A 19,458-nucleotide genomic window follows, 5' to 3' on the forward strand; every position below is an offset into this window, starting at 1 on the left:
ACCCCTTACGGATGGCGATAGATTTTGTAGGCAGGTTTCTGCACCCGGTAGGAATGCCCCGGGTAGAAACCGTGCAGTTGCTTGAAGTCTGACACCCAGAGTGTGCCGTTGAACATCGCCATGTGACCGTGGGGGTGCCCTGGAATGGGCTGGATGATCACCACATCGCCCGCTGCGGGCGTCTGGCCGGCCGGTTGTTCGATGAAACCGGCAGAAGTCAATGATGAGCCGAAGTCCTTGGCCGAGTGCTTCCTGTGCAGAATCACCCCACCGCCACCGGCTTCGATCGCCTGGCGAGTATAGGCCGCACAGCGCCCCGTACTACCGGCGTGAGCGTGAGCGTTCAAGTGACTGATAGCGGCTTCTTTATTCCACATTCCTTGTCATCCGAGAGTCCTGGAGAGCGGCGAGTTTATTCTTGCCCAAGGGCGCCGGAAATACTGGCCAAGTGCCTTATTTGCCGCCTTTGGGGGGCGTATCACAGTTATCCCGCTGATTGGCAAAACCACGCAGGAGCCAGGCGGCCTGGTCGTTCAGTCCGACTGCAACTCCAGGGCGCTGCGCGATACCGTGTGCACTCGGTTGCGCCCCTGGTGCTTGGCGTCATACAGGGCTTCGTCGGCCAGGGACAACAGGCGCGGCAGGTCGTAGCCCCGGGTTTCACTGCTGACCACACCGATGCTGACGCCGAGCAGCCCGGGTTCCAGCAGAGGCAAGCGGGCAAAAGCCTGGCGAACCCGCTCGGCTACCGTTACTGCGGCCTGCTCATCGGTCGCGGCCAGGAGGCAGGCGAACTCTTCACCGCCAATGCGGGCAAATACGTCTTTTGTACCCAGGGTTTCTGCAAGCACCTGGCTGAATGCGACCAGCACCTGGTCGCCGGTCTGATGACCGTAGGCGTCGTTCAGGCGCTTGAAATGGTCCAGGTCGCACAGCAGCAAGGCCATTGGTGAGCCCCGGCGCTGGCATTCGATCAGCATCCGCTCGCCATTGACCATGAACGCCCGGCGGTTGCCAATACCGGTCAGGGCGTCGCAGAAGGCCGCCGCCTTGAAGCGCAGTTCGACTCGTTCCTTGACCATGCACAGGGTCACGTAGGCAATGCCGATCACATACAGCATCGATTCGAACAGCATGAAGGAGAAGAGTGGCACCCCGGCACCGTAGCCTTTGAGCGCCTGATCCATGGCCACGCCCTGGTCAATAACGGCGCGCACAATGTAGTACGTGGTGTGCAGCAGGGTCAGGACCACCGCCGGCATATAGGCGACCTCCAACTGCTGACGGCTACGCCAGAACTCCAGCAGGGTCAGCACGCCATAGGCCGCCGCCAGTAGCGAATACACCGAGACCCGAACCGGCATTGACTGGTAGAACGCCGGCACCACACACAGGATCAGCCAGATGCCGGCCCCAGCCAGCAGGCCCGGGACATGGGGGCGACGCCCGGCGAAGACGCGCATCGCTGTCCAGTTGAGGCCGGCACTCAGCAGCAGGACCACGTTGCCGAGGATTTTCGGCACGAAGTCCATGCCCATGTCGCGCAGGCTGACCAGCACCACGCCCACCGCCGCCAGCAGCATCATGCCGCCCAGATAAGCCAGTGGCCGCTCACGGGTTTCCCGTAGCCAGGCGTGGAAGGTCAGCAGGCTCATCAGAAAGAAAATGAACACCGAGACTACGAGCAGGGTGGGGATGTGCAGGGCCATGTCCGGAATTCTCGTTAACGTCGCGCTCAAGGGGCAGGAGTCGAAGCCGGCCGTTGCAGAGCGGGCGAATTGCCATCAATGGGCGGGATTGTAGCGAGAACGTGAGGGCCTTGGTGTGGGGGCCAAGGAGGGAAGGGCCTAGCGGAACCTCCCGCAAAGCGCGTTGCCCTGGTAACCGTGCGCGATTGGCCCGAGGAACATGAATGGGCCACAGGCGTAGAAGTCCGAACTGACTTTCTGGTTCACATACAGCAACGCAGCTTCGGCGCCGTTTATATCGTTGCCGTACGAGGTGGCGCTGTAGGACTCGCAAACCGGCAGTTTCAGCGGGATTGGCAGGATCACGAGCAAAACGGTGGTGCCGCACCACTGGCGTTCGGCGGGGCTCTTCTGCGTGCGGGTGATGACCGGGGTCATGGAGTGGCCCACCAGCGTTTGGTGAGCGTCGGTCTTGGTGACTTGCCTTTCGGGCATATCCATCCAGGCACCCACGCACCCGCAAAGGCCAAGGGCTGTCAGCGCCGCCAGCAATGCACCGTTGATGGCTCGCCGCAGGGGCTGAAAATTCACCGCAGGGGATCTTGTGGGAGCTGCAAAGCTGCGTAGGTCGTGCATCCTGCACCTGCTGTAGGAGTGGCCGGTCCTTCCCGTGCCCGGGTTCCAGGCATTAAAAAGCCGGCTTGTGGCCGGCTTCTCGGGGACTGGCTTGGTTCATTTTTGGTAAACCGCACCAGCCTTCAAAACGTACACCCAGCTCTTGCGGCTGGCTGTGGGACTGGGCGAGAAAGTCATCCGCTTCGTCAGGCGCTCTGACCGCTTGAAGGGTCGATGCGCAAATGTGGGGCGCAGCATACGCATATTCGCCGGGAATTCCCAGTGCGAAGCGCGTTCCAGAGGCCTTGAAGCAGTAAAAAGTGCGAAGAATATGTTGCTGGATGCGTGGTCGGCCGAGGAAGCGGTTCACCGGCAAGCCGGCGCCAGCAGGCAACCGGTGCTGCGTGCAGGCATAAAAAAGCCCCGGATGACCGGGGCTCTTTCTTGAAGCTTGTTGCTCCAAGCGTGCAGTTGCTTCTTAGCCTTTGTAGGCAGCAACCGACTTCAGGATCTCGGCGCGGGCTGCATCGGCATTGCCCCAACCGTCGATCTTCACCCACTTGCCTTTTTCGAGGTCTTTGTAGTTCTCGAAGAAGTGCTTGATCTGTTCGAGCAGCAGGGCTGGCAGGTCGGTGTATTCCTTCACGTCGACATACAGCTGGGACAGCTTGTCGTGTGGTACCGCGATCACTTTGGCATCGCCGCCGCCGTCGTCGGTCATGTTCAGGATGCCCACTGGACGGGCACGGATCACCGAGCCTGGCGCTACTGGGTAAGGGGTCACGACCAGTACGTCGAGGGGGTCGCCGTCGTCAGCCAGGGTGTTGGGGATGAAGCCGTAGTTGGCCGGGTAGAACATCGGGGTGGCCATGAAGCGGTCAACGAACAGGCAGTCGCTGTCTTTGTCGATTTCGTACTTGATCGGCGCGTGGTTGGCCGGGATTTCGATAGCGACGTAGATGTCGTTCGGCAGGTCTTTGCCCGCCGGAATCTTGCTGTAGCTCATTGGGCGTTGCCCCCGTTAGTTGACCAAATGACTTGGCCGGATTGACCAAAAAGTGGCGGCGATTATAGACACACTCCGCTACCGATGCCACGTACCAAGGGTCGTAGAACCTTGGTTGTACTGTGTCGCGGGCGTGTTCGGGTTTACCGAGCGACCGGCGGCCTGGTTGTCAGGTAACCGGTCTTCAGATGAACAGCTTAAATAGCGCGACAGGACATTAGTGGTGCGTTTGATAGACCGGATCTTCTGCTTGAAGTTGCTGTAACCGGGCCAGTGGATTCTGCCGATAAAACAGCTGTAGTTGTGCATAGACTTTCGGATAGGCCGCCACCAGCAAGTCCGGGGCGCTGAAGAAGTATTCGCTGGTGACGGCGAAGAATTCCGCCGGGTTTTCCGCGGCGTAGGGGTCGATGGCGGTTTCTGCGTCCGGATTGCGGTCCAACTGGTGGTTGAGGTCGTCGTAGGCGCTTTGCATCACTTGCGCCCACTCGCTGACCCGCATGTCGCTGTGCAGCGGCGGCAGGCCGTTGGCGTCGCCGTTGAGCATGTCCAGCTTGTGGGCCAGTTCGTGGATCACCAGGTTGTAGGCTTCCCAGCCACCGCTGGCCAGGACTCCGGGCCAGGCGAGGATGATCGGCCCCTGCTGCCAGGCTTCGCCACTGTGCTCGCCATCCCATTCGTGCTCGATACCGCTGGCGTCGCGATGGCGTTGCGGGCTGAGGAAGTCGTCGGGGTAAAGGATGATTTCGTGGAAGCCCTGATACCAGTTCAGGTCCCCCAGGTGCAGCAGCGGCAGCTGTGCCTGGGCCGCCAGTAGCAGGCGCTGTTCCTGATGCAGCTCGACCCCGGGCAGGGCGGTGAGGTGCTTGTCGTCGAGAAACAGCACGCTGGCCTCGCGCAGCCACTGGTCCTCGGCGGCACTGATGCCGTCGAGGAAGGGCAGGTGCTGGCGTACCCGCTGCCAGGTTTCATCGCTGACCGGGTGCCTGGCCAGCCGGCGCTTGCGGCGCCAGGCGCTGAGGGACCACATGGTGCTTAGCGGGTTTCGGCTTTTTCGGTACTGCGGCCAAAACGGCTGCGCAGTACGCCAATGATCATCGGCACCAGGGACAGGAGGATGATGGCCACCACCAGCAGCGAGAGGTTTTTCTTGATGAAGGGCACGTTGCCGAAGAAGTAGCCCAGGGTCACCAGGCCGCCGACCCAGAGGATGGTGCCGGCCACGCTGAAGGCGAAGAACCGTGGGTAAGGCATGCGCGCCACGCCGGCGACGAAGGGCGCGAAGGTGCGGATGATCGGCAGGAAGCGCGCCAGGGTCACGGTCTTGCCGCCGTGCTTTTCATAGAAGTCGTGGGTTTTCTGCAGGTAGTCGCGGCGGAAGATCTTCGAGTTGGGGTTGCTGAACAGCCGTTCCCCTGCCGTTCGTCCAATCACATAGTTGGTGCTGTCGCCAAGGATAGCCGCCAGCATCAGCAGGCCGCCCAGCAGCACCGGGTCCATGCCGCCGCCTGCGGCCACCGCGCCGGCGATGAACAGCAAGGAGTCGCCGGGCAGGAAGGGGGTTACCACCAGGCCCGTCTCACAGAAAATCACCAGGAACAGGATGGCGTAGATCCAGGGCCCGTAGTTGGTCACCAGCATGTCGAGATAAACGTCGAGATGAAGGATTAGGTCGATCGGGTTGAAATCCATTGGGGCACCTGTGATGACAGCCTGGCTCGGCAGGCCTGTGCGATGACTCGGAGAAAGGGACTACAGGGGTGTGTAGCTTTTCTTACGATCCGAAAAGGTCGGCATTATAAGGGCTGACAAGTGAAATGCGTGTTCAGATTGTAGCGGGGCGTTTCGGCTTGGCCGGTGCTTGGTAGGTTGCCGGGAGGGCGCGCGTCAGGGGCGGAAATGCCAAAGCGGCCCTGGGGCCGCTGTCTGCAGAGTCAGTCGTCGCTGAGGGGCAGGACGTAGTTCTTGAACTCGGTATCTTCGCGAAAACCCATGGACTCGTAGGTTTTGCGTGCCACTTCGTTGTTGCTGCTGGTGGACACCCGTAGGCGCACGGCGTTGGTTTCCTTGGCCATCTTCTTCGCGGTGCGCATCAGGTTGTCCGCTACCAGCTGGCGTCGGGCGTCTTCGGCAACGTAGATATCGTTGAGAATCCACACACGCTTGAGGGAGAGGGAGGAAAAGCTCGGGTACAGCTGGCAGAAGCCCAGCAATTTGTTGCTGTCGTCGTCGGCCAGGGCCAGGTAGATCACCGATTCCTTGCGCCGCAGGCGTTTTTCCAGGAAGGCCCTGGACGAATCCGGGTAGGGCAGTGCGCCATAGAATTCGCGGTATTTGACGAATAAGGGGGTCAACAGATCCAGGTGCTCGAGGGTTGCTTGAGTAATCCGCATGGTGGCTCTCAACTTCAAGTGGATGTGACGGCACAGGTTGGATGACTCGGGCAGCCGTGTTGCGATGCTGCCCAAAGCGGCGAAAAAGCGCAATCGTCTTGCAAAATCACGCTTGGGGCGGGCCCAGGAGGAAGTTGCCCTTCATATCTGCCGGCTCGTCGCTGTCCAGGGTCTGCACTTGCGCCTCGTCTTTGAGGTTCACCCCCGACAGTTGGCGGCGGCAGGCTTCACGCATCAGGTAGAGCAGGCGGTGAGCGGCCATGCCGTAGCTCAGGCCCTCCAGGCGCACATTGGAGATGCAGTTGCGATAGGCGTCGGTGAGGCCGATTTTCGGCTGGTAGGTGAAGTAAAGCCCCAGGCTGTCGGGGGAACTGAGCCCCGGGCGTTCGCCGATCAGGATCACCGTCATCTTCGCCCCCAGCAGTTGCCCGACCTCGTCGGCCACCGCCACCCGGCCCTGTTCCACCAGCACCACGGGCGACAGCGACCAGCCTTCGGCGGCGGTCTGTTCCTCCATGCGTGCCAGAAATGGCAGGGTATGGCGATGCACCGCCAGGGCCGACAGGCCGTCGGCTACCACCACTGCCAGATCGAACCCGCCGGGATGGGCGCTGGCGTAGTCGCGCAGGGCCTGGGCCGAGTCGTCACTGAGCCGGCGTCCCAGGTCGGGGCGTTGCAGGTAGCTGTGGCGGTCGGTGGCGGCGCTGTGCAGCAGCAGGCTGTCACGTCCGCGCTCGGCCAATTGAGCGCTCAGGCCGGCGTGGTCGAAGGGCAGGTGCACGGCGTCCCGGGCCTGGGCGTGGGCGTATTGGAAGTCCAGTTGAGCATCGGTGGGCAGGCTGGTGCCGGTACGGCCCAGGGCAATGCGCGCGGGAGTCAGGCGGCGCAGTTCCAGCCAGGGGTTCTGCGAATCGGTCGGGTGTTTTTGCATGAGCCTGTTCCTTATCCCAACTGGGCCAGCGCCTGGCGGAAAGCCGGCGGCAGGTTGTTGCCGAAATGCACCTTGCCGTCGGCCTGAGTGAAGATGCCGGTCCTGGCCAGCCATTGCTCGAACTCAGGGGCAGGTTTCAGGCCAAGGGTCTGCCGGGCATAGAGCGCGTCGTGGAAGGACGTGGTCTGGTAGTTGAGCATGATGTCGTCGGACCCGGGGATGCCCATGATGAAGTTGATTCCTGCCACCCCCAGCAGGGTCAGCAGGTTATCCATGTCGTCCTGGTCGGCTTCGGCGTGGTTGGTGTAGCAGATGTCGCAACCCATGGGCACGCCCAGCAGCTTGCCGCAGAAGTGGTCTTCCAGGCCGGCACGGATGATCTGCTTGCCGTTGTACAGGTACTCGGGGCCGATGAAGCCGACCACGGTATTGACCAGGAACGGCTTGAAGTGCCGGGCCACGGCATAGGCGCGGGTTTCGCAGGTCTGCTGGTCGATGCCGAAGTGGGCGTTGGCCGACAGGGCGCTGCCCTGGCCGGTCTCGAAGTACATCAGGTTCTGCCCGAGGGTGCCGCGGTTCAGGCTCAGGCCTGCTTCATAGCCTTCCTGGAGCACGTTGAGGTTGATGCCGAAGCTGGCATTGGCCGCTTCGGTGCCGGCAATCGATTGAAAGACCAGGTCCAGGGGCACGCCGCGATTGATCGCCTCGATGGAGGTGGTGACGTGGGTCAGCACGCAGGCCTGGGTGGGGATCTCGTAGCGCTGGATGATGGCATCGAGCATTTCCAGCATGGCGCAGATCGAGGCGATGCTGTCGGTGGCCGGGTTGATGCCGATCATCGCGTCGCCGTTGCCGTACAGCAGGCCGTCGAGAATGCTTGCGGCGATGCCCGCCGGCTCGTCGGTGGGGTGGTTGGGCTGCAGGCGGGTGGACAGGCGTCCACGCAGCCCCAGGGTGCCGCGAAACTTGGTCACCACGCGGATCTTCTGCGCCACCAGGATCAGGTCCTGCACGCGCATGATCTTCGACACCGCGGCGGCCATTTCCGGGGTCAGGCCCGGCGCCAGGGCCCGCAGGCTCTGTTCGTCGGCGGCGTCACTGAGCAGCCAGTCGCGAAAGCCGCCCACGGTCAGGTGGCTGACCGTGGCGAAGGCCTCGCGGTCATGGGTGTCGATGATCAGCCGGGTGACTTCGTCGGACTCATAGGGAATCAGCACCTCTTCGAGAAAGTGCTTGAGGGGTATATCCGCCAGGGTCATCTGGGCGGCAACCCGCTCGCCGTCGTTGAGGGCGGCAACCCCGGCCAGAAAGTCGCCGGAACGGGCCGGGCTGGCCTTGGCCATGACGTCCTTGAGGCTGTCGAAGCGATAGGTCTGAGAACCTACGCTGTGGGAAAATTGGGCCATCTCAGTCTCCGTTTCAACGATGTAGGGGCGTTGCCGAGTGCTGGCGGATCATCAGGATGCCACCTTCTTCAGCAGGTTTTCCAGACGGTTGCCGGCAGCCCGGTGATGGAGGATGGCAAAGGCCTTTTCCGCCACCAGGCTGCCGCCTTCCAGCGGCGGCAGGCCACCGCTGTAGATGTTCGAGATCACTGTGTATTCATAGCGAATGTCGGCATTGCCGCTGAACTGGGCGGCGGCGCGGCGCGCCTGGTCGTCCGGCAGGCGGTAGCCCAGGTAGGCGGACATGCTCCGTGAGGCCAGGGCGTCGCCGCCGGGCCGCTCGCCGATCAGTACGATGATCAGTTGGGGTTGCAGGGCCTCGCCCACCGACTCCGCCAGCTTGACCCGGCCATAAGGCGCGAGGATCGGCTGGCCGATGCGCAGCTCGCGACTCAGCAGGCCATCCATCAGCACCGGCAGCAGCTCGGGAATGTTGTGGTGGATGGCCTCGGCGCTGAGGCCGTCGGAAATCACGATCTGCACGTCGTTGTATTCCGGTTTAAGGCGCCGCAGCACTTCCTCGGTCAGCCGCGCGCCCAGCTCCGGGTCTTGCAGGTGAGCCAGCTTGTCCGGGGCAGCGGTACGCAGCTCGCGCAGGGCAATGGCGCCGATTTCGCTGGGGCGCAAGTCGACGTAGATTGCCTCGCGGGCCACTGCCAGGTTGGCGCGCACCGTACGCGACACGCTGTTGGCCGGGCGCGGCCCGGCGTTGTCGAAGCCGTAGGTGGCCGGGGTGGATTCCAGCAGGCGCTGGAAGTCGATGTCCGACTGGCAGAAAATCCGCGGGTTGCCCCAGTTCGGCCCGCGTTCCACGTTGCCGTGGGCGTCTTCCTGGAAAATCCCCTTGCCCAGGGCCCAGCGCAGGTATTCAGGGGCCGGTGCCAGGTCGTGCACCTCGCGCAGGGTCTGGTTGTCGTGGGCGCTGGTGTCGAAGTAGGCGAGCATGCGGTCGGTGCTCAGGTACACGTCCATGAAGAAGTTGGCGCCTGCGGCAGTCAGCAATTCGGTGGCCATCTGCTGGCCTTCCAGGGTCACTTGCGAGTGCAGGGTGTAGCAGGGGGCCATGCCCATGGGCAGGCCCAGCAACTTGCCCATGAACTGGTCCTGCAGGCAGGAATAGGTCATCTCGAAGTTGTCGAGGTGGGTTTCCGGGCCGATGAAGCCGGTGACGTTGTTCACCATGTACGGCCGGTAGCGCCGGGCAAGCCCGTAGCACAGGGCTTCGCAGGTGGTCATGTCGATGCCTTCGTGCTTGCCGTAGGTCAGCTCGCTGCCCTGGCCAGTCTCGAAGTACATGAAGTTTTCCGCCACGTCCCGCAGCGGGCCGCGCTCGGCCATGGTCTGCCAGGCCTGGTCCAGCAGTTGCACGGTAACGTCGAACTCGTCGGTCAGGGTACGTTCGGTGCCCGCCAGGCTCTGGAACATGATCTCCACTGGAGCGCCCTGGTCGAGGCAGGCCAGTTGGGTCTTGATATGGGACAGCACGCAGATTTGGGTGGGTGCTCCGGTTTCCCGGCGCAGCTTGTCCAGGTGGTGGAGCGTGGCGCTGATGTTGTCCACGGTGTCGATGGCCGGGTTGAGGCCGATCAACGCGTCCCCCGAGCCCATGCTCAGGCCGGTGTAGACCAGCAGGGTGATGCCGCTGAGGTTGTCGGTGGGATGGTTGGGCTGCAAGCGCGACGACAGGGTGCCGGGCAGGCCCACCAGGGTTCGGGCCTTGGCGGCCGCGCCACTCTTGAGCTTTTTCGACAGCAGGATCAGTTCATGCACATCCAGCAGCTTGGCCAGGGCGGCCACCATCACCCCGGTCAGGGCGCGGCCGATGCGGCGTATTTCGGTGCCGTGGCTGCGCAGCAGGCGATCTTTCAGGGCGCCCAGGGTAAGAGGGGCGATTTCCCCGAACACTTCGTGGTCGATGTCGTAGTTGACCTGCATGACACTGTCGATATGGCCGTGGCGGTCGGTCAGCGGGTGCTGGAAATAGTGATCCAGGGTCAGTTCCGAGAGCACCTTGCGCGCTGCTTCGCGAGTGATTTCATCCACGGCGGCCAGCCCCGCCACACGGTCCCCGGCCTTGCTGATGTCGGCGGCGCCGAGCACCGCCTTGAGGCTGTCGAAGGCGATCTGGCGATCCAGCACGCGGGTGCTGTAGCCACGTTCGGCCGGGACGACGGGAAGGCGGATGTGCTGCAGTTCGGTGAGTGACATGGCAAGACTCTCCTTGGCCGGCATCGGCATCAGTGCACACCGTAAAAGGCGACGGGCACTATGTGCTGATGGGGTGTTCCCAGATTGATGAAGTGCGCCGAGCGTTCACGTACTTCGTCGATGACGATCAGGTTGCAAGAACTGCGCCCCCAATCCGTGGCGTAGTTGCCCAGGACCTTGCCGACGTTGCTCTCCAACAGCAGCACCAGCGGCCATTGGGGAGCCGGGCGGGCAGTGCCCAGGGCCCGGCACAGCAGGGCGCCGAGGTGGCGTATTTCTTCCAGGCCTGGCGCCTGGCCGCCATCGAGCAATTGCAGGCAGGCACCGTCGCGGCTGCTCAGGGCCAGTTCCAGGGCCGCCTCCAGTTGCTGCCGGGAGGCGCGCACCGATAGACGGGCAACGATGGGCAGGTCCTTGAGCGGCAGTGCTTCGGGCCGGGGCAGGAACAAGGTGCTGCCGGAGATTTCGGTGTTGTGCAGGGTCAGCCCGTAGACCGTGGCCCGGCCACGGTTTTCCGGGACCAGGCGGCGGGCGTCACGCACCAGCCGCGGCTGGCGGGCAATGGCCAGGGCCAGGTCGATGCCCAGGTCGCCGTAGTGGGTGGTGCCGGGCAGGGTTTCACCCTGCAAGTGCCGATACAGCAACTCGCCGACGCCACCGGAAAAGGTCAGCGCCACATCAGGTTCGTGAGCCGGCAGGTTCAGCGGCAGTTGCTCCGTCAACCGGCCCAGCGGGCTGGCAAAGAACGCTCGGTCCCCCGACACGAGCGCCAGCAGGGCGTCGATGTACCAATCCAGCACGGCCTGCAGTTGTGAGCTGTCGAGGAGTTGTCCGGATGTTTTGCCAATCGCCAGGTGATCGAGCAGGGCCCGGCCGAACTCCGACATTCCGCTGAGCCGATAGCTGCCCGGCTCGAATTGCAGGTGCCGGGCACCGATGAAATGGCAACCGCTGGCCAGCACATTGCCCTCCAGGCCCCAGGCGGCATTGGTGGTGCCACCGCCGATATCCAGGTTGAGCATGGGCTGCTGCGCGTGAAAGCGGCTCAGGGCCGAGCAACTGCCCATGAACGCCAGCCAGGACTCCAGGCCGCCATCGTCGGCACGGGTGATCAGTGCGTTACCGATCAGTTGCCCCACCAGTTGCGCCAGGGCCTGGGCGTTGTGCCGCCGGGCCGCCAGCCCGGTGATGATCACCCCGCCGGAAAACAACTGCTGCGGGCGCACGTCCGCCTGTTCAAGCCAGGTTTCGATCAGGCCGCGGATCGCGGCTTCATCGATGACTTCATCCTTGAAGGGCGTGAACACCGGGTCGCCGCGAAACAGCACCCGGGGTTCGTTGAGGGCCATGCGCCCGGTGATGCAGTGGCTGCTGAGGCTGGCCTGGGCAATCAGCACGCTGCTGGTGGTGGACCCGAAGTCCAGCCCCAGCAGCAAGACCTGGGCGCCGCCGGTGAAGGCTTGCATGCAGGCGTTCCTCGCCGCGCCGGAGTCAGGCCGTGGCCTTCTGGCCTGCCGGTTCCGGGGTTTCCAGGGCCGTGCCGCCCAGGTACTCGCCTTCGCCGATGATTCCGGCAGCCCGGTCCTGGGCTTCCAGTTGCAGGGCCTTGGGCACCGATAGCCAATAGGCCAGTCCCACCGCGACGAAGCCGGCGCTGATCTTGCCGATCAATACCGGGAGGATGATGGTCGGCTGGAAGTTGGCGGTGAAGGACAGGTGGTCCCCCAGCAGGAAGGCGGCGCAGACACCGAAGGCGATGTTCACCACCTTGTCCTTGGGCGGCATGAAGCGCACCAGGCGGAACATGGCCAGGATGTTGGCGATGGTGGCCAGCATGCCGGCACTGCCTACCGCGCTGAGGCCGATCTTGCCGCCGAGGTTTTCCAGGGGCTTGCCCAGGTACTTGCGCAGCAGGTAGACCATGGGGAAGGCGCCGGCCAGCATGATGCCGATGTAGCCGGCGGTTTCCAGGGCGCGGGTCTGGTCCTCGGCGTCGGCGATGATCGGGTGGAAGCCCCAGCCGCCGAACACCGCGGAGAAGGCCCCGGTGAAGTACTCGACGATGGAGAACACCAGTACCAGCTTGATCGCCGCGTCCATGGCCCGGCCGAAGATGATGAAACCCTTGATCATCATGTCCGGCAAAAAGCGCAGGCCCAGGGCCAGGGCCACGACGAAGATCAGGATCGGCAGCAGGTTGGCGAAGATGCTGCCCAGGCCCAGGGCCAGTTGGTAGCTGGCTTCGCCGCTGGTGCTGACCAGTTCGCGTACCTGCGGGTTGCTGAAGGCCAGGATCAGGCTGGCGATCATTACGCCCACGGGAATGGTGAGGATCCCGGACATGATCCCCAGGGCCATGTACTTGTGGTCGCGCTTGTCGAGCATCGCCAGGCCCATGGGGATCGAGAAGACGATGGTGGCGCCACCCATGAAGCCGGTGATCAGCGCCATTACCAGCGCTTCCTTGCTGGCGGCCAGGGCCGAGGCCAGCTGATAGCCGCCCATGTCCGAGGCGATGATCATGGTCGCCGCCAGGGCCGGATCGGCTCCCAGGGAATTGAAGAACGGTCCGAAGACGGTTTCGATGACCACGGTGAGATAGGGGATGGAGGCCATGATGCCCGCGGCCGGCACGAAGATGTAGCCGGTGGCGTGAATGCCTTCCATGAATTCCTTGCCCAGGCCTCGCTCGCTGTCATAAATGGCGGCGAAGGCGCCAAGTACGGCGCAGAGCATGATGAGGTAGAGCACGTAGTTGCCGATCTGATCCATTGCGTTTGTCCCTTGTTATTGTTTTTCAAGCAGGGTCTGTGCACGACTGGTTTGGCGCAGAACTTCCGACAGCAGTGTCCCGTCCGGCAAGCCGTCGGCACCGGATCAGAGCAGGTGAACCTGTGCGGCAGGGCCGCGAAAAGGCCTCCCGGCGGCCTGTGCCGCCGGGAGGATCGATCAGAAGAAGCCCAGCGGGTTGATGTCGTAGCTCACCAGCAGGTTCTTGGTCTGCTGGTAGTGGTCGAGCATCATCTTGTGGGTTTCACGGCCGACGCCGGATTTCTTGTAGCCACCGAACGCGGCGTGGGCCGGGTACAGGTGGTAGCAGTTGGTCCAGACGCGGCCGGCCTTGATCCCGCGGCCCATGCGGTAGGCGCGGTTGATGTCGCGGGTCCAGACCCCGGCACCCAGGCCGAACTCGGTGTCGTTGGCGATCGCCAGGGCTTCGGCTTCGTCCTTGAAGGTGGTGACGCTGACCACCGGGCCGAAGATTTCCTCCTGGAACACGCGCATCTTGTTGGTGCCCTTGAGCAGGGTCGGCTGGATGTAGTAGCCGCTGGACAGGTCGCCCTCGAGTTTTTCCACCTTGCCGCCGGTGAGCAGCTGCGCACCTTCGTTCTTGGCGATGTCGAGGTAGGAGAGGATCTTGTCGAACTGCTGCTCGGAAGCCTGGGCGCCGACCATGGTGTCGGTGTCCAGTGGGTCGCCACGCTTGATCTGCTCGATCTTCTTCATCACCACTTGCATGAATTCGTCGTAGATCGATTCCTGCACCAGGGCGCGGGATGGGCAGGTGCAGACTTCACCCTGGTTGAAGAATGCCAGCACCAGGCCTTCGGCGGCCTTTTCGATGAACTTGGGCTCGGCCTGCATGATGTCTTCGAAGAAGATGTTCGGCGACTTGCCGCCCAGTTCCACGGTGGACGGAATGATGTTCTCGGCGGCGCACTTCATGATGTGCGAGCCCACCGGAGTCGAGCCGGTGAAGGCGATCTTGGCGATGCGCTTGCTGGTGGCCAGGGCTTCGCCGGCTTCGCGGCCAAAACCTTGCACCACGTTGAGTACGCCGGGTGGCAGCAGGTCGCCGATCACTTCCATGAGCACGGTGATGCCCAGCGGGGTCTGCTCGGCGGGCTTGAGTACCACGCAGTTGCCCGCTGCCAGGGCCGGGGCGAGTTTCCAGGCGGCCATCAGGATCGGGAAGTTCCACGGGATGATCTGCCCGACCACGCCCAGGGGTTCATGGATGTGATAGGCCACGGTGTTGCCGTCGATTTCCGCAGCGCTGCCTTCCTGGGCCCGCAGGCAACCGGCGAAGTAGCGGAAGTGGTCGGCGGCCAGGGGAATGTCGGCGTTCAGGGTTTCGCGCACGGCCTTGCCGTTGTCCCAGGTTTCGGTGATGGCCAGCAGTTCGAGGTTCTGTTCGATGCGGTCGGCAATCTTCAGCAGGATCAGCGAGCGCGCCTGCACCGAGGTGGCGCCCCAGGCGTCGGCGGCGGCGTGGGCAGCGTCCAGCGCCTTGTCGATGTCTTCGGCGGTGGAGCGGGGGAATTCGGCAATTGGCTGGCCGTTGACCGGCGAGGTGTTGGTGAAGTACTGGCCTTTGACAGGCGCGACGAATTCGCCGCCGATGTAGTTACCGTACTTGCTCTTGAACGAAACGATAGCGCCTTCAGTACCGGGGTGTGCGTAACGCATGGTGGGTATCTCCTGGCTTTTATGCTTATGGGGGAGGACGCGCCGTAGCGCATATCAAGCGTAGAGCAAAGGTCGGGCCAGCGTGCTACAGGCCATATGCATCAAGGGTTTGCGGATGTTTCGAGGGGACCGCTACGGGGCGCTGTGACGGATCCGGTACAGGCTTGAGTGACAGTTTGTAACCTAAGTGGCACAACCTGTGACTCGGGAGTCAAGCCGGCATTGCAATGCAGCAGCGCCTGGAGGATGCTGGTTCGCGTGTCGAATCTTGTCGGACAAGTCTGATGAGCATTCCTCCTTCGTAGTCGATTGCAGCCCGGCAGTGGCGACAGTATTTCGTCTGAGCGTGACAGCGCAGCAGGAGAATAATAAGAAATGCACACTAGCAATTACTTGAGCCGGCATGCCCAGCAGGTGCTCACCGTGGCCCAGGGCAAGGCTCATTTGCAGGGCCCGGGCAGCGATCCTTCCATTGCCCGCTCCTGGCTGCGCTGCCTCGAGGACTATCATCTCGACCCGGCCCAGGTCATGGCCCCTACGGTGCTTGAACATGGCCGCCTGTTGGAGAGCCGCGAGCGCCTGCAAGATGTCTTGCAGATTGCCGGCACCGAGATGGCCAACCTGCACCAACAACTGTCCGGCGCCGGGCATGCGGTGCTGCTGACCGATGCCCGGGGCGTGATCCTCAACTGCATTACCGCCCCCAGCGAACGCAAGATCTTCGAGCATGCCGGACTGTGGCTGGGCGCCGATTGGAGCGAGGCCCGGGAGGGCACCAACGGCATCGGCACCTGCCTGGTGGAGCGCCAGCCGCTGACCATTCACCAGGGCGAGCATTTCCGCGGCCGGCACACCGGCCTGACCTGCTCTGCGAGCCCGGTGTTCGACCCCCATGGCGAGTTGCTGGCGGTGCTGGATGTGTCGTCGGCGCGCCAGGACGTGTCCCGGCAGAGCCAGTTCCACACCATGGCCCTGGTCAATCTGTCGGCGAAGATGATCGAGAGCTGCTATTTCCTGCGTTATTTCGAGAACCAGTGGCTGCTGCGCTTTCATCTGCAGGCGGAGTCGGTGGGGCTGTTCAGCGAGGGCCTGCTGGCGTTCGATGGCGATGGCCGGATCTGTGCGGTGAACCAGAGCGCCCTGAACCTGCTGGGGCATATTCGCGGCGGGTTGCTGGGCAAGCCGGTGGAAAGCTTTTTCGACTGCTCCCTGGATGAACTGCTCGGCCGCGCCAGTATCAATGCCAGCGCCAGTTGGCCATTGCGCACCCGGGACGGGCGACGCCTGTTCGCCTTGTTGCGCGGCCAGCCACAGCCGGCCGCACAACCAGCGGTGCTGCGGGCACCGCAGGCCATTGCGCCGGCGCGGCCCTCGGGGATCTGCCTGGGGGATGACGGCCTGCAGAACGATTTTCGCCGCGCCTCGCGAGTGTTCGAGCGCGATGTGCCGTTGCTGATCAATGGCGAGACCGGCTCCGGCAAGGAGGCCTTCGCCAAGGCGGTGCACCAGGGCAGCGCGCGGGCGGGCAAGGCCTTTGTCGCGCTCAACTGCGCGGCTATCCCGGAAAGCCTGATCGAGAGCGAGCTGTTCGGTTATCGCGGCGGCAGCTTTACCGGGGCGCGCAAGGAGGGCATGCGCGGCAAGTTGCAGCAGGCTGATGGCGGTACCTTGTTCCTCGATGAAATCGGCGATATGCCCCTGGCCCTGCAGACCCGTTTGCTGCGGGTACTGGAGGATCGGCTGGTGGTGCCGATCGGCGGCGAGCCGCAACCGGTCAACGTGCGCATCATCAGCGCGACCCACCGTGACCTGCTGGAGCGGGTGCGCGACGGTAGCTTCCGTGAGGACCTGTATTACCGGCTCAATGGCCTGGAGATCGCCTTGCCGGCCTTGCGCGATCGCAGCGACAAATCCCAGTTGCTGGATTTCCTCCTGGCCGAAGAGGCGGGCGGCCAGCCGGTGATGCTGGAGGAAGCGGTGCGCCAGAGCCTGTTGAGTTATTCCTGGCCGGGTAACGTGCGGCAATTGCGCAACGTGCTGCGTACCCTGGCGGCCTTGTGTGAAAACGGCCGCATTGGCCTGGATGATCTGCCGCCGCTGATCCGCCACAGCCGCCCGGCGCCGCTGGGCGAAGCGGAAGCAGAGGTGCCGGAGCGGCCACTGGAGGATGCCGAGCGGGTGGCGTTGCTGGCGGCCCTGGAGCAGCAGCGCTGGCACATGACCCATACCGCCGAGCAGTTGGGCGTGAGCCGCAACACCCTCTATAGAAAGCTGCGCAAGCACGGCATCGCGCGATAGTCCGAGCTGCCGGCCGCTGCTGGCCCGTCGGGCTTGCGCCGGCGCAGGCCAGCAGCAACCTCCCGGTCAGCTAATGGGTGCGATTTGCAGCCCTCTACGCTAACCTGCGCCGATGTTTTTCGAGGTCGACTATGCACATCCATATTCTCGGTATCTGCGGCACTTTCATGGGGTCGATGGCGGTTCTGGCCAAAGAGCTGGGCCATCACGTCACCGGTTCCGACGCTAACGTGTATCCACCGATGAGCACCCAGTTGCAGGCCCAGGGCATCGAGCTGACCCAGGGCTACGATCCTGCCCAGCTGGACCCGGCGCCGGACCTGGTGGTGATCGGCAATGCCATGTCCCGCGGCAACCCGGCGGTGGAGTACGTGCTGAACAAGGGCCTGCCCTATGTGTCCGGCCCGCAATGGCTGGCCGACCATGTGCTGCAGGGGCGTTGGGTACTGGCGGTGGCCGGGACCCACGGCAAGACCACCACCAGCAGCATGCTGGCCTGGGTCCTGGAGCATGCGGGCATGAGCCCGGGCTTCCTGATCGGCGGCGTGCCACAGAATTTCGCCGTCTCCGCGCGCTTGGGCGGTACGCCGTTCTTCGTGATCGAGGCTGATGAGTACGACAGCGCCTTCTTCGACAAGCGCTCGAAGTTCGTCCACTACCGCCCACGGACCGCGATCCTCAATAACCTGGAATTCGATCATGCGGACATCTTCCCTGATCTTCCGGCTATCGAGCGGCAGTTCCACCATCTGGTACGGACCATTCCCAGCGAAGGCCTGGTGATCCATCCCACCACCGAGCCTGCCTTGCAGCGGGTGATCGAGATGGGCTGCTGGACCCCGGTGCAGACTACCGGCGCCGGTGGCCAGTGGCAGGTCAAGTTGCTGAGCACCGACGGTTCGGCCTTCGAGGTGATGTTCGAAGGCGTGAGCCAGGGCGTGGTGGAGTGGGAGCTGACCGGCCAGCACAACGTTGCCAATGCCCTGGCCACCCTGGCTGCGGCACGCCATGTGGGCGTGGTGCCGTCGATGGGCATTGCCGGCCTGAGCGCGTTCAAGAGCGTGAAGCGGCGCATGGAGAAAGTCGCCGAAGTGCATGGCGTGACCATCTACGATGATTTCGCCCATCACCCGACGGCCATCGCCACTACGCTGGATGGCTTGCGCAAGCGGGTTGGCGATGCCCCGGTGATCGCCATCATCGAGCCGCGCTCCAACTCCATGAAGCTCGGCGCGCACCGTGATGGCCTGCCGGAAAGCGTCAACCAGGCCGATCAGGTGATCTGGTATGCCCCGGCCAACCTGGGCTGGGATCTGGCCGCCACGGCGGCCTTGTGCACGGTGCCGTCGATTGTCAGCGACTCTCTGGAAGGCATCATCGAGCGGGTGAAGAGCCAGGCCAAGCCGGGCACCCAGGTGGTGATCATGAGCAACGGCGGCTTTGGCGGCCTGCACGGCAAACTGGCCGAGGCGCTGCGATGAACAACGGCCCGGAACGCATCACCCTGGCCATGACCGGTGCCTCGGGCGCCCAGTACGGCCTGCGCCTGCTGGACTGCCTGGTGCGTGAGGACCGAGAGGTGCATTTTCTGATCTCCAAGGCTGCGCAATTGGTCATGGCCACGGAAACCGATGTGACCCTGCCGCCCAAGCCGCAGACCATGCAGGCCTTCCTCACCGAATACACCGGTGCGTCGGCGGGGCAGATCCGCGTTTATGGCAAGGAGGACTGGATGTCGCCGGTGGCCTCGGGCTCCGGCTCGCCGGCGGCGATGGTAGTGGTGCCGTGCTCCACCGGCACCTTGTCGGCGATTGCCACCGGTGCCTGCAACAACCTGATCGAGCGCGCCGCGGACGTGACCCTCAAGGAGCGCCGGCAGTTGATTCTGGTGCCTCGCGAGGCGCCGTACTCCAGCATTCACCTGGAGCACATGCTCAAGTTGTCGAACATGGGCGTGACCATTCTGCCGGCCTCGCCGGGCTTCTATCACCAGCCGCAGACCATCGATGACCTGGTGGATTTTGTCGTCGCGCGGATTCTCAATCTGTTGAGCATCCCGCAGGACATGTTGCCGCGCTGGGGCGAGCATCATCTGAGCAGCGATGAGTAAGCCCCTACTGGTGCTGTTGGCCGCCCTGCAACTGGGCGGCTGTGCCACGGCCCGGACCTTGAATGCCGCCCAGCCCGGGGCGCCGGTGGTGTATTCGGGGACGCGCCTGGACTTGTATGCGATGCAGGGTGGGTGCTGCGCCATGGACCGCTTTGGCGCCGAGGCACCGAGCTATCCTGGCGTGGATCTGCCAGCCAGTGCCCTGCTCGATACCCTGTTGCTGCCGCTGTCGGTGCTGACGGTATTGGGGGTGGGGTTTCAGGCAACGGGCGGGTTGTAGTGCTTCGCCGGCAA

At 63.6% G+C, this 19,458-nt stretch carries 18 protein-coding genes; 4 read left to right on the forward strand and 14 right to left on the reverse strand.

Features of this window, described 5'->3' with window-relative positions:
* Positions 1 to 5 precede the first annotated feature (5 nt).
* From M2395_RS29015 to M2395_RS29080, 14 genes are all read right to left on the reverse strand, one after another.
* The gene (locus M2395_RS29015; protein WP_011063715.1) at positions 6 to 377 is read right to left on the reverse strand and encodes a hypothetical protein; all 372 of its coding nucleotides are present in this window, start codon (positions 375 to 377) and stop codon (positions 6 to 8) included.
* Positions 378 to 533: 156 nt separating this feature from the next.
* The gene (locus M2395_RS29020) at positions 534 to 1,709 is read right to left on the reverse strand and encodes a diguanylate cyclase (RefSeq protein WP_077934845.1); all 1,176 of its coding nucleotides are present in this window, start codon (positions 1,707 to 1,709) and stop codon (positions 534 to 536) included.
* 138 nt (positions 1,710 to 1,847) lie between these two features.
* Positions 1,848 to 2,324, reverse strand: coding sequence for a hypothetical protein (locus tag M2395_RS29025; RefSeq protein ID WP_015637184.1), 477 nt, complete (start codon positions 2,322 to 2,324; stop codon positions 1,848 to 1,850).
* 52 nt (positions 2,325 to 2,376) lie between these two features.
* Complete coding sequence (locus M2395_RS29030) at positions 2,377 to 2,766, reverse strand: hypothetical protein (RefSeq protein ID WP_077934844.1); 390 nt, start codon at positions 2,764 to 2,766, stop codon at positions 2,377 to 2,379.
* A gap of 15 nt (positions 2,767 to 2,781) precedes the next feature.
* Positions 2,782 to 3,309, reverse strand: coding sequence for an inorganic diphosphatase (ppa, locus tag M2395_RS29035; protein WP_011063696.1), 528 nt, complete (start codon positions 3,307 to 3,309; stop codon positions 2,782 to 2,784).
* Positions 3,310 to 3,526: 217 nt separating this feature from the next.
* Positions 3,527 to 4,339 carry a zinc-dependent peptidase gene (locus M2395_RS29040; protein WP_053160168.1) on the reverse strand — a complete coding sequence of 271 codons (813 nt, stop codon included), beginning with the start codon at positions 4,337 to 4,339 and terminating at the stop codon, positions 3,527 to 3,529.
* Positions 4,340 to 4,344: 5 nt separating this feature from the next.
* On the reverse strand, positions 4,345 to 5,001 hold the full coding sequence (locus M2395_RS29045; protein ID WP_011063694.1) for a DedA family protein: 657 nt from the start codon (positions 4,999 to 5,001) through the stop codon (positions 4,345 to 4,347).
* Between the two features lie 242 nt (positions 5,002 to 5,243).
* On the reverse strand, positions 5,244 to 5,702 hold the full coding sequence (locus M2395_RS29050; protein ID WP_011063693.1) for an N-acetyltransferase: 459 nt from the start codon (positions 5,700 to 5,702) through the stop codon (positions 5,244 to 5,246).
* 106 nt (positions 5,703 to 5,808) lie between these two features.
* Positions 5,809 to 6,633 carry an ethanolamine ammonia-lyase subunit EutC gene (gene eutC / locus M2395_RS29055; RefSeq protein ID WP_041120010.1) on the reverse strand — a complete coding sequence of 275 codons (825 nt, stop codon included), beginning with the start codon at positions 6,631 to 6,633 and terminating at the stop codon, positions 5,809 to 5,811.
* Between the two features lie 11 nt (positions 6,634 to 6,644).
* A complete protein-coding gene (locus M2395_RS29060; RefSeq protein WP_011063691.1) occupies positions 6,645 to 8,039 on the reverse strand; it encodes an ethanolamine ammonia-lyase subunit EutB in 1,395 nt (464 codons plus the stop codon).
* Between the two features lie 51 nt (positions 8,040 to 8,090).
* Positions 8,091 to 10,286 carry an ethanolamine ammonia-lyase gene (locus M2395_RS29065; protein WP_015637180.1) on the reverse strand — a complete coding sequence of 732 codons (2,196 nt, stop codon included), beginning with the start codon at positions 10,284 to 10,286 and terminating at the stop codon, positions 8,091 to 8,093.
* 29 nt (positions 10,287 to 10,315) lie between these two features.
* Positions 10,316 to 11,752, reverse strand: a complete 1,437-nt coding sequence (locus M2395_RS29070; protein WP_011063689.1) for an ethanolamine ammonia-lyase reactivating factor EutA — start codon at positions 11,750 to 11,752, stop codon at positions 10,316 to 10,318.
* A gap of 25 nt (positions 11,753 to 11,777) precedes the next feature.
* A complete protein-coding gene (eutH, locus tag M2395_RS29075; protein ID WP_011063688.1) occupies positions 11,778 to 13,058 on the reverse strand; it encodes an ethanolamine utilization protein EutH in 1,281 nt (426 codons plus the stop codon).
* A gap of 177 nt (positions 13,059 to 13,235) precedes the next feature.
* Entirely contained in the window at positions 13,236 to 14,756 is a 1,521-nt protein-coding gene (locus M2395_RS29080; RefSeq protein ID WP_011063687.1) for an aldehyde dehydrogenase family protein, read from the reverse strand.
* A gap of 375 nt (positions 14,757 to 15,131) precedes the next feature.
* Here M2395_RS29080 and M2395_RS29085 point away from each other — a divergent pair, with 375 nt between their 5' ends.
* The 4 genes from M2395_RS29085 (at position 15,132) to M2395_RS29100 (ending at position 19,444) form a co-directional block, all read left to right on the forward strand.
* The gene (locus tag M2395_RS29085) at positions 15,132 to 17,054 is read left to right on the forward strand and encodes a sigma-54-dependent Fis family transcriptional regulator (RefSeq protein ID WP_123431460.1); all 1,923 of its coding nucleotides are present in this window, start codon (positions 15,132 to 15,134) and stop codon (positions 17,052 to 17,054) included.
* Between the two features lie 131 nt (positions 17,055 to 17,185).
* Positions 17,186 to 18,535, forward strand: coding sequence for a UDP-N-acetylmuramate:L-alanyl-gamma-D-glutamyl-meso-diaminopimelate ligase (mpl, locus tag M2395_RS29090; protein ID WP_123431461.1), 1,350 nt, complete (start codon positions 17,186 to 17,188; stop codon positions 18,533 to 18,535).
* A complete protein-coding gene (ubiX, locus tag M2395_RS29095) occupies positions 18,532 to 19,164 on the forward strand; it encodes a flavin prenyltransferase UbiX (RefSeq protein ID WP_041120005.1) in 633 nt (210 codons plus the stop codon). The genes mpl and ubiX overlap by 4 nt, the downstream gene beginning before the upstream one ends.
* Positions 19,157 to 19,444 (forward strand): YceK/YidQ family lipoprotein, encoded by a 288-nt coding sequence (locus tag M2395_RS29100; protein ID WP_015637176.1) that lies wholly within the window; start codon positions 19,157 to 19,159, stop codon positions 19,442 to 19,444. Before ubiX ends, M2395_RS29100 begins: the two co-directional genes overlap by 8 nt.
* The last annotated feature ends 14 nt before the right edge of the window (positions 19,445 to 19,458 follow it).

Source organism: Pseudomonas sp. BIGb0176, from assembly GCF_024810175.1.
GTDB lineage: Bacteria > Pseudomonadota > Gammaproteobacteria > Pseudomonadales > Pseudomonadaceae > Aquipseudomonas > Aquipseudomonas protegens.

Excerpts from the sequence above, each read along its gene's own strand:
- M2395_RS29040 (WP_053160168.1), bottom strand. The coding sequence starts at position 4,339 with ATGTGGTCCCTCAGCGCCTGGCGCCGCAAGCGCCGGCTGGCCAGGCAC.
- ppa (WP_011063696.1), bottom strand. The coding sequence starts at position 3,309 with ATGAGCTACAGCAAGATTCCGGCGGGCAAAGACCTGCCGAACGACATC.
- M2395_RS29050 (WP_011063693.1), bottom strand. The coding sequence starts at position 5,702 with ATGCGGATTACTCAAGCAACCCTCGAGCACCTGGATCTGTTGACCCCC.
- M2395_RS29025 (WP_015637184.1), bottom strand. The coding sequence starts at position 2,324 with ATGCACGACCTACGCAGCTTTGCAGCTCCCACAAGATCCCCTGCGGTG.
- M2395_RS29060 (WP_011063691.1), bottom strand. The coding sequence starts at position 8,039 with ATGGCCCAATTTTCCCACAGCGTAGGTTCTCAGACCTATCGCTTCGAC.
- eutH (WP_011063688.1), bottom strand. The coding sequence starts at position 13,058 with ATGGATCAGATCGGCAACTACGTGCTCTACCTCATCATGCTCTGCGCC.
- M2395_RS29100 (WP_015637176.1), top strand. The coding sequence starts at position 19,157 with ATGAGTAAGCCCCTACTGGTGCTGTTGGCCGCCCTGCAACTGGGCGGC.
- M2395_RS29070 (WP_011063689.1), bottom strand. The coding sequence starts at position 11,752 with ATGCAAGCCTTCACCGGCGGCGCCCAGGTCTTGCTGCTGGGGCTGGAC.
- ubiX (WP_041120005.1), top strand. The coding sequence starts at position 18,532 with ATGAACAACGGCCCGGAACGCATCACCCTGGCCATGACCGGTGCCTCG.
- eutC (WP_041120010.1), bottom strand. The coding sequence starts at position 6,633 with ATGCAAAAACACCCGACCGATTCGCAGAACCCCTGGCTGGAACTGCGC.
- mpl (WP_123431461.1), top strand. The coding sequence starts at position 17,186 with ATGCACATCCATATTCTCGGTATCTGCGGCACTTTCATGGGGTCGATG.
- M2395_RS29045 (WP_011063694.1), bottom strand. The coding sequence starts at position 5,001 with ATGGATTTCAACCCGATCGACCTAATCCTTCATCTCGACGTTTATCTC.
- M2395_RS29085 (WP_123431460.1), top strand. The coding sequence starts at position 15,132 with ATGCACACTAGCAATTACTTGAGCCGGCATGCCCAGCAGGTGCTCACC.
- M2395_RS29065 (WP_015637180.1), bottom strand. The coding sequence starts at position 10,286 with ATGTCACTCACCGAACTGCAGCACATCCGCCTTCCCGTCGTCCCGGCC.
- M2395_RS29015 (WP_011063715.1), bottom strand. The coding sequence starts at position 377 with ATGTGGAATAAAGAAGCCGCTATCAGTCACTTGAACGCTCACGCTCAC.
- M2395_RS29080 (WP_011063687.1), bottom strand. The coding sequence starts at position 14,756 with ATGCGTTACGCACACCCCGGTACTGAAGGCGCTATCGTTTCGTTCAAG.
- M2395_RS29020 (WP_077934845.1), bottom strand. The coding sequence starts at position 1,709 with ATGGCCCTGCACATCCCCACCCTGCTCGTAGTCTCGGTGTTCATTTTC.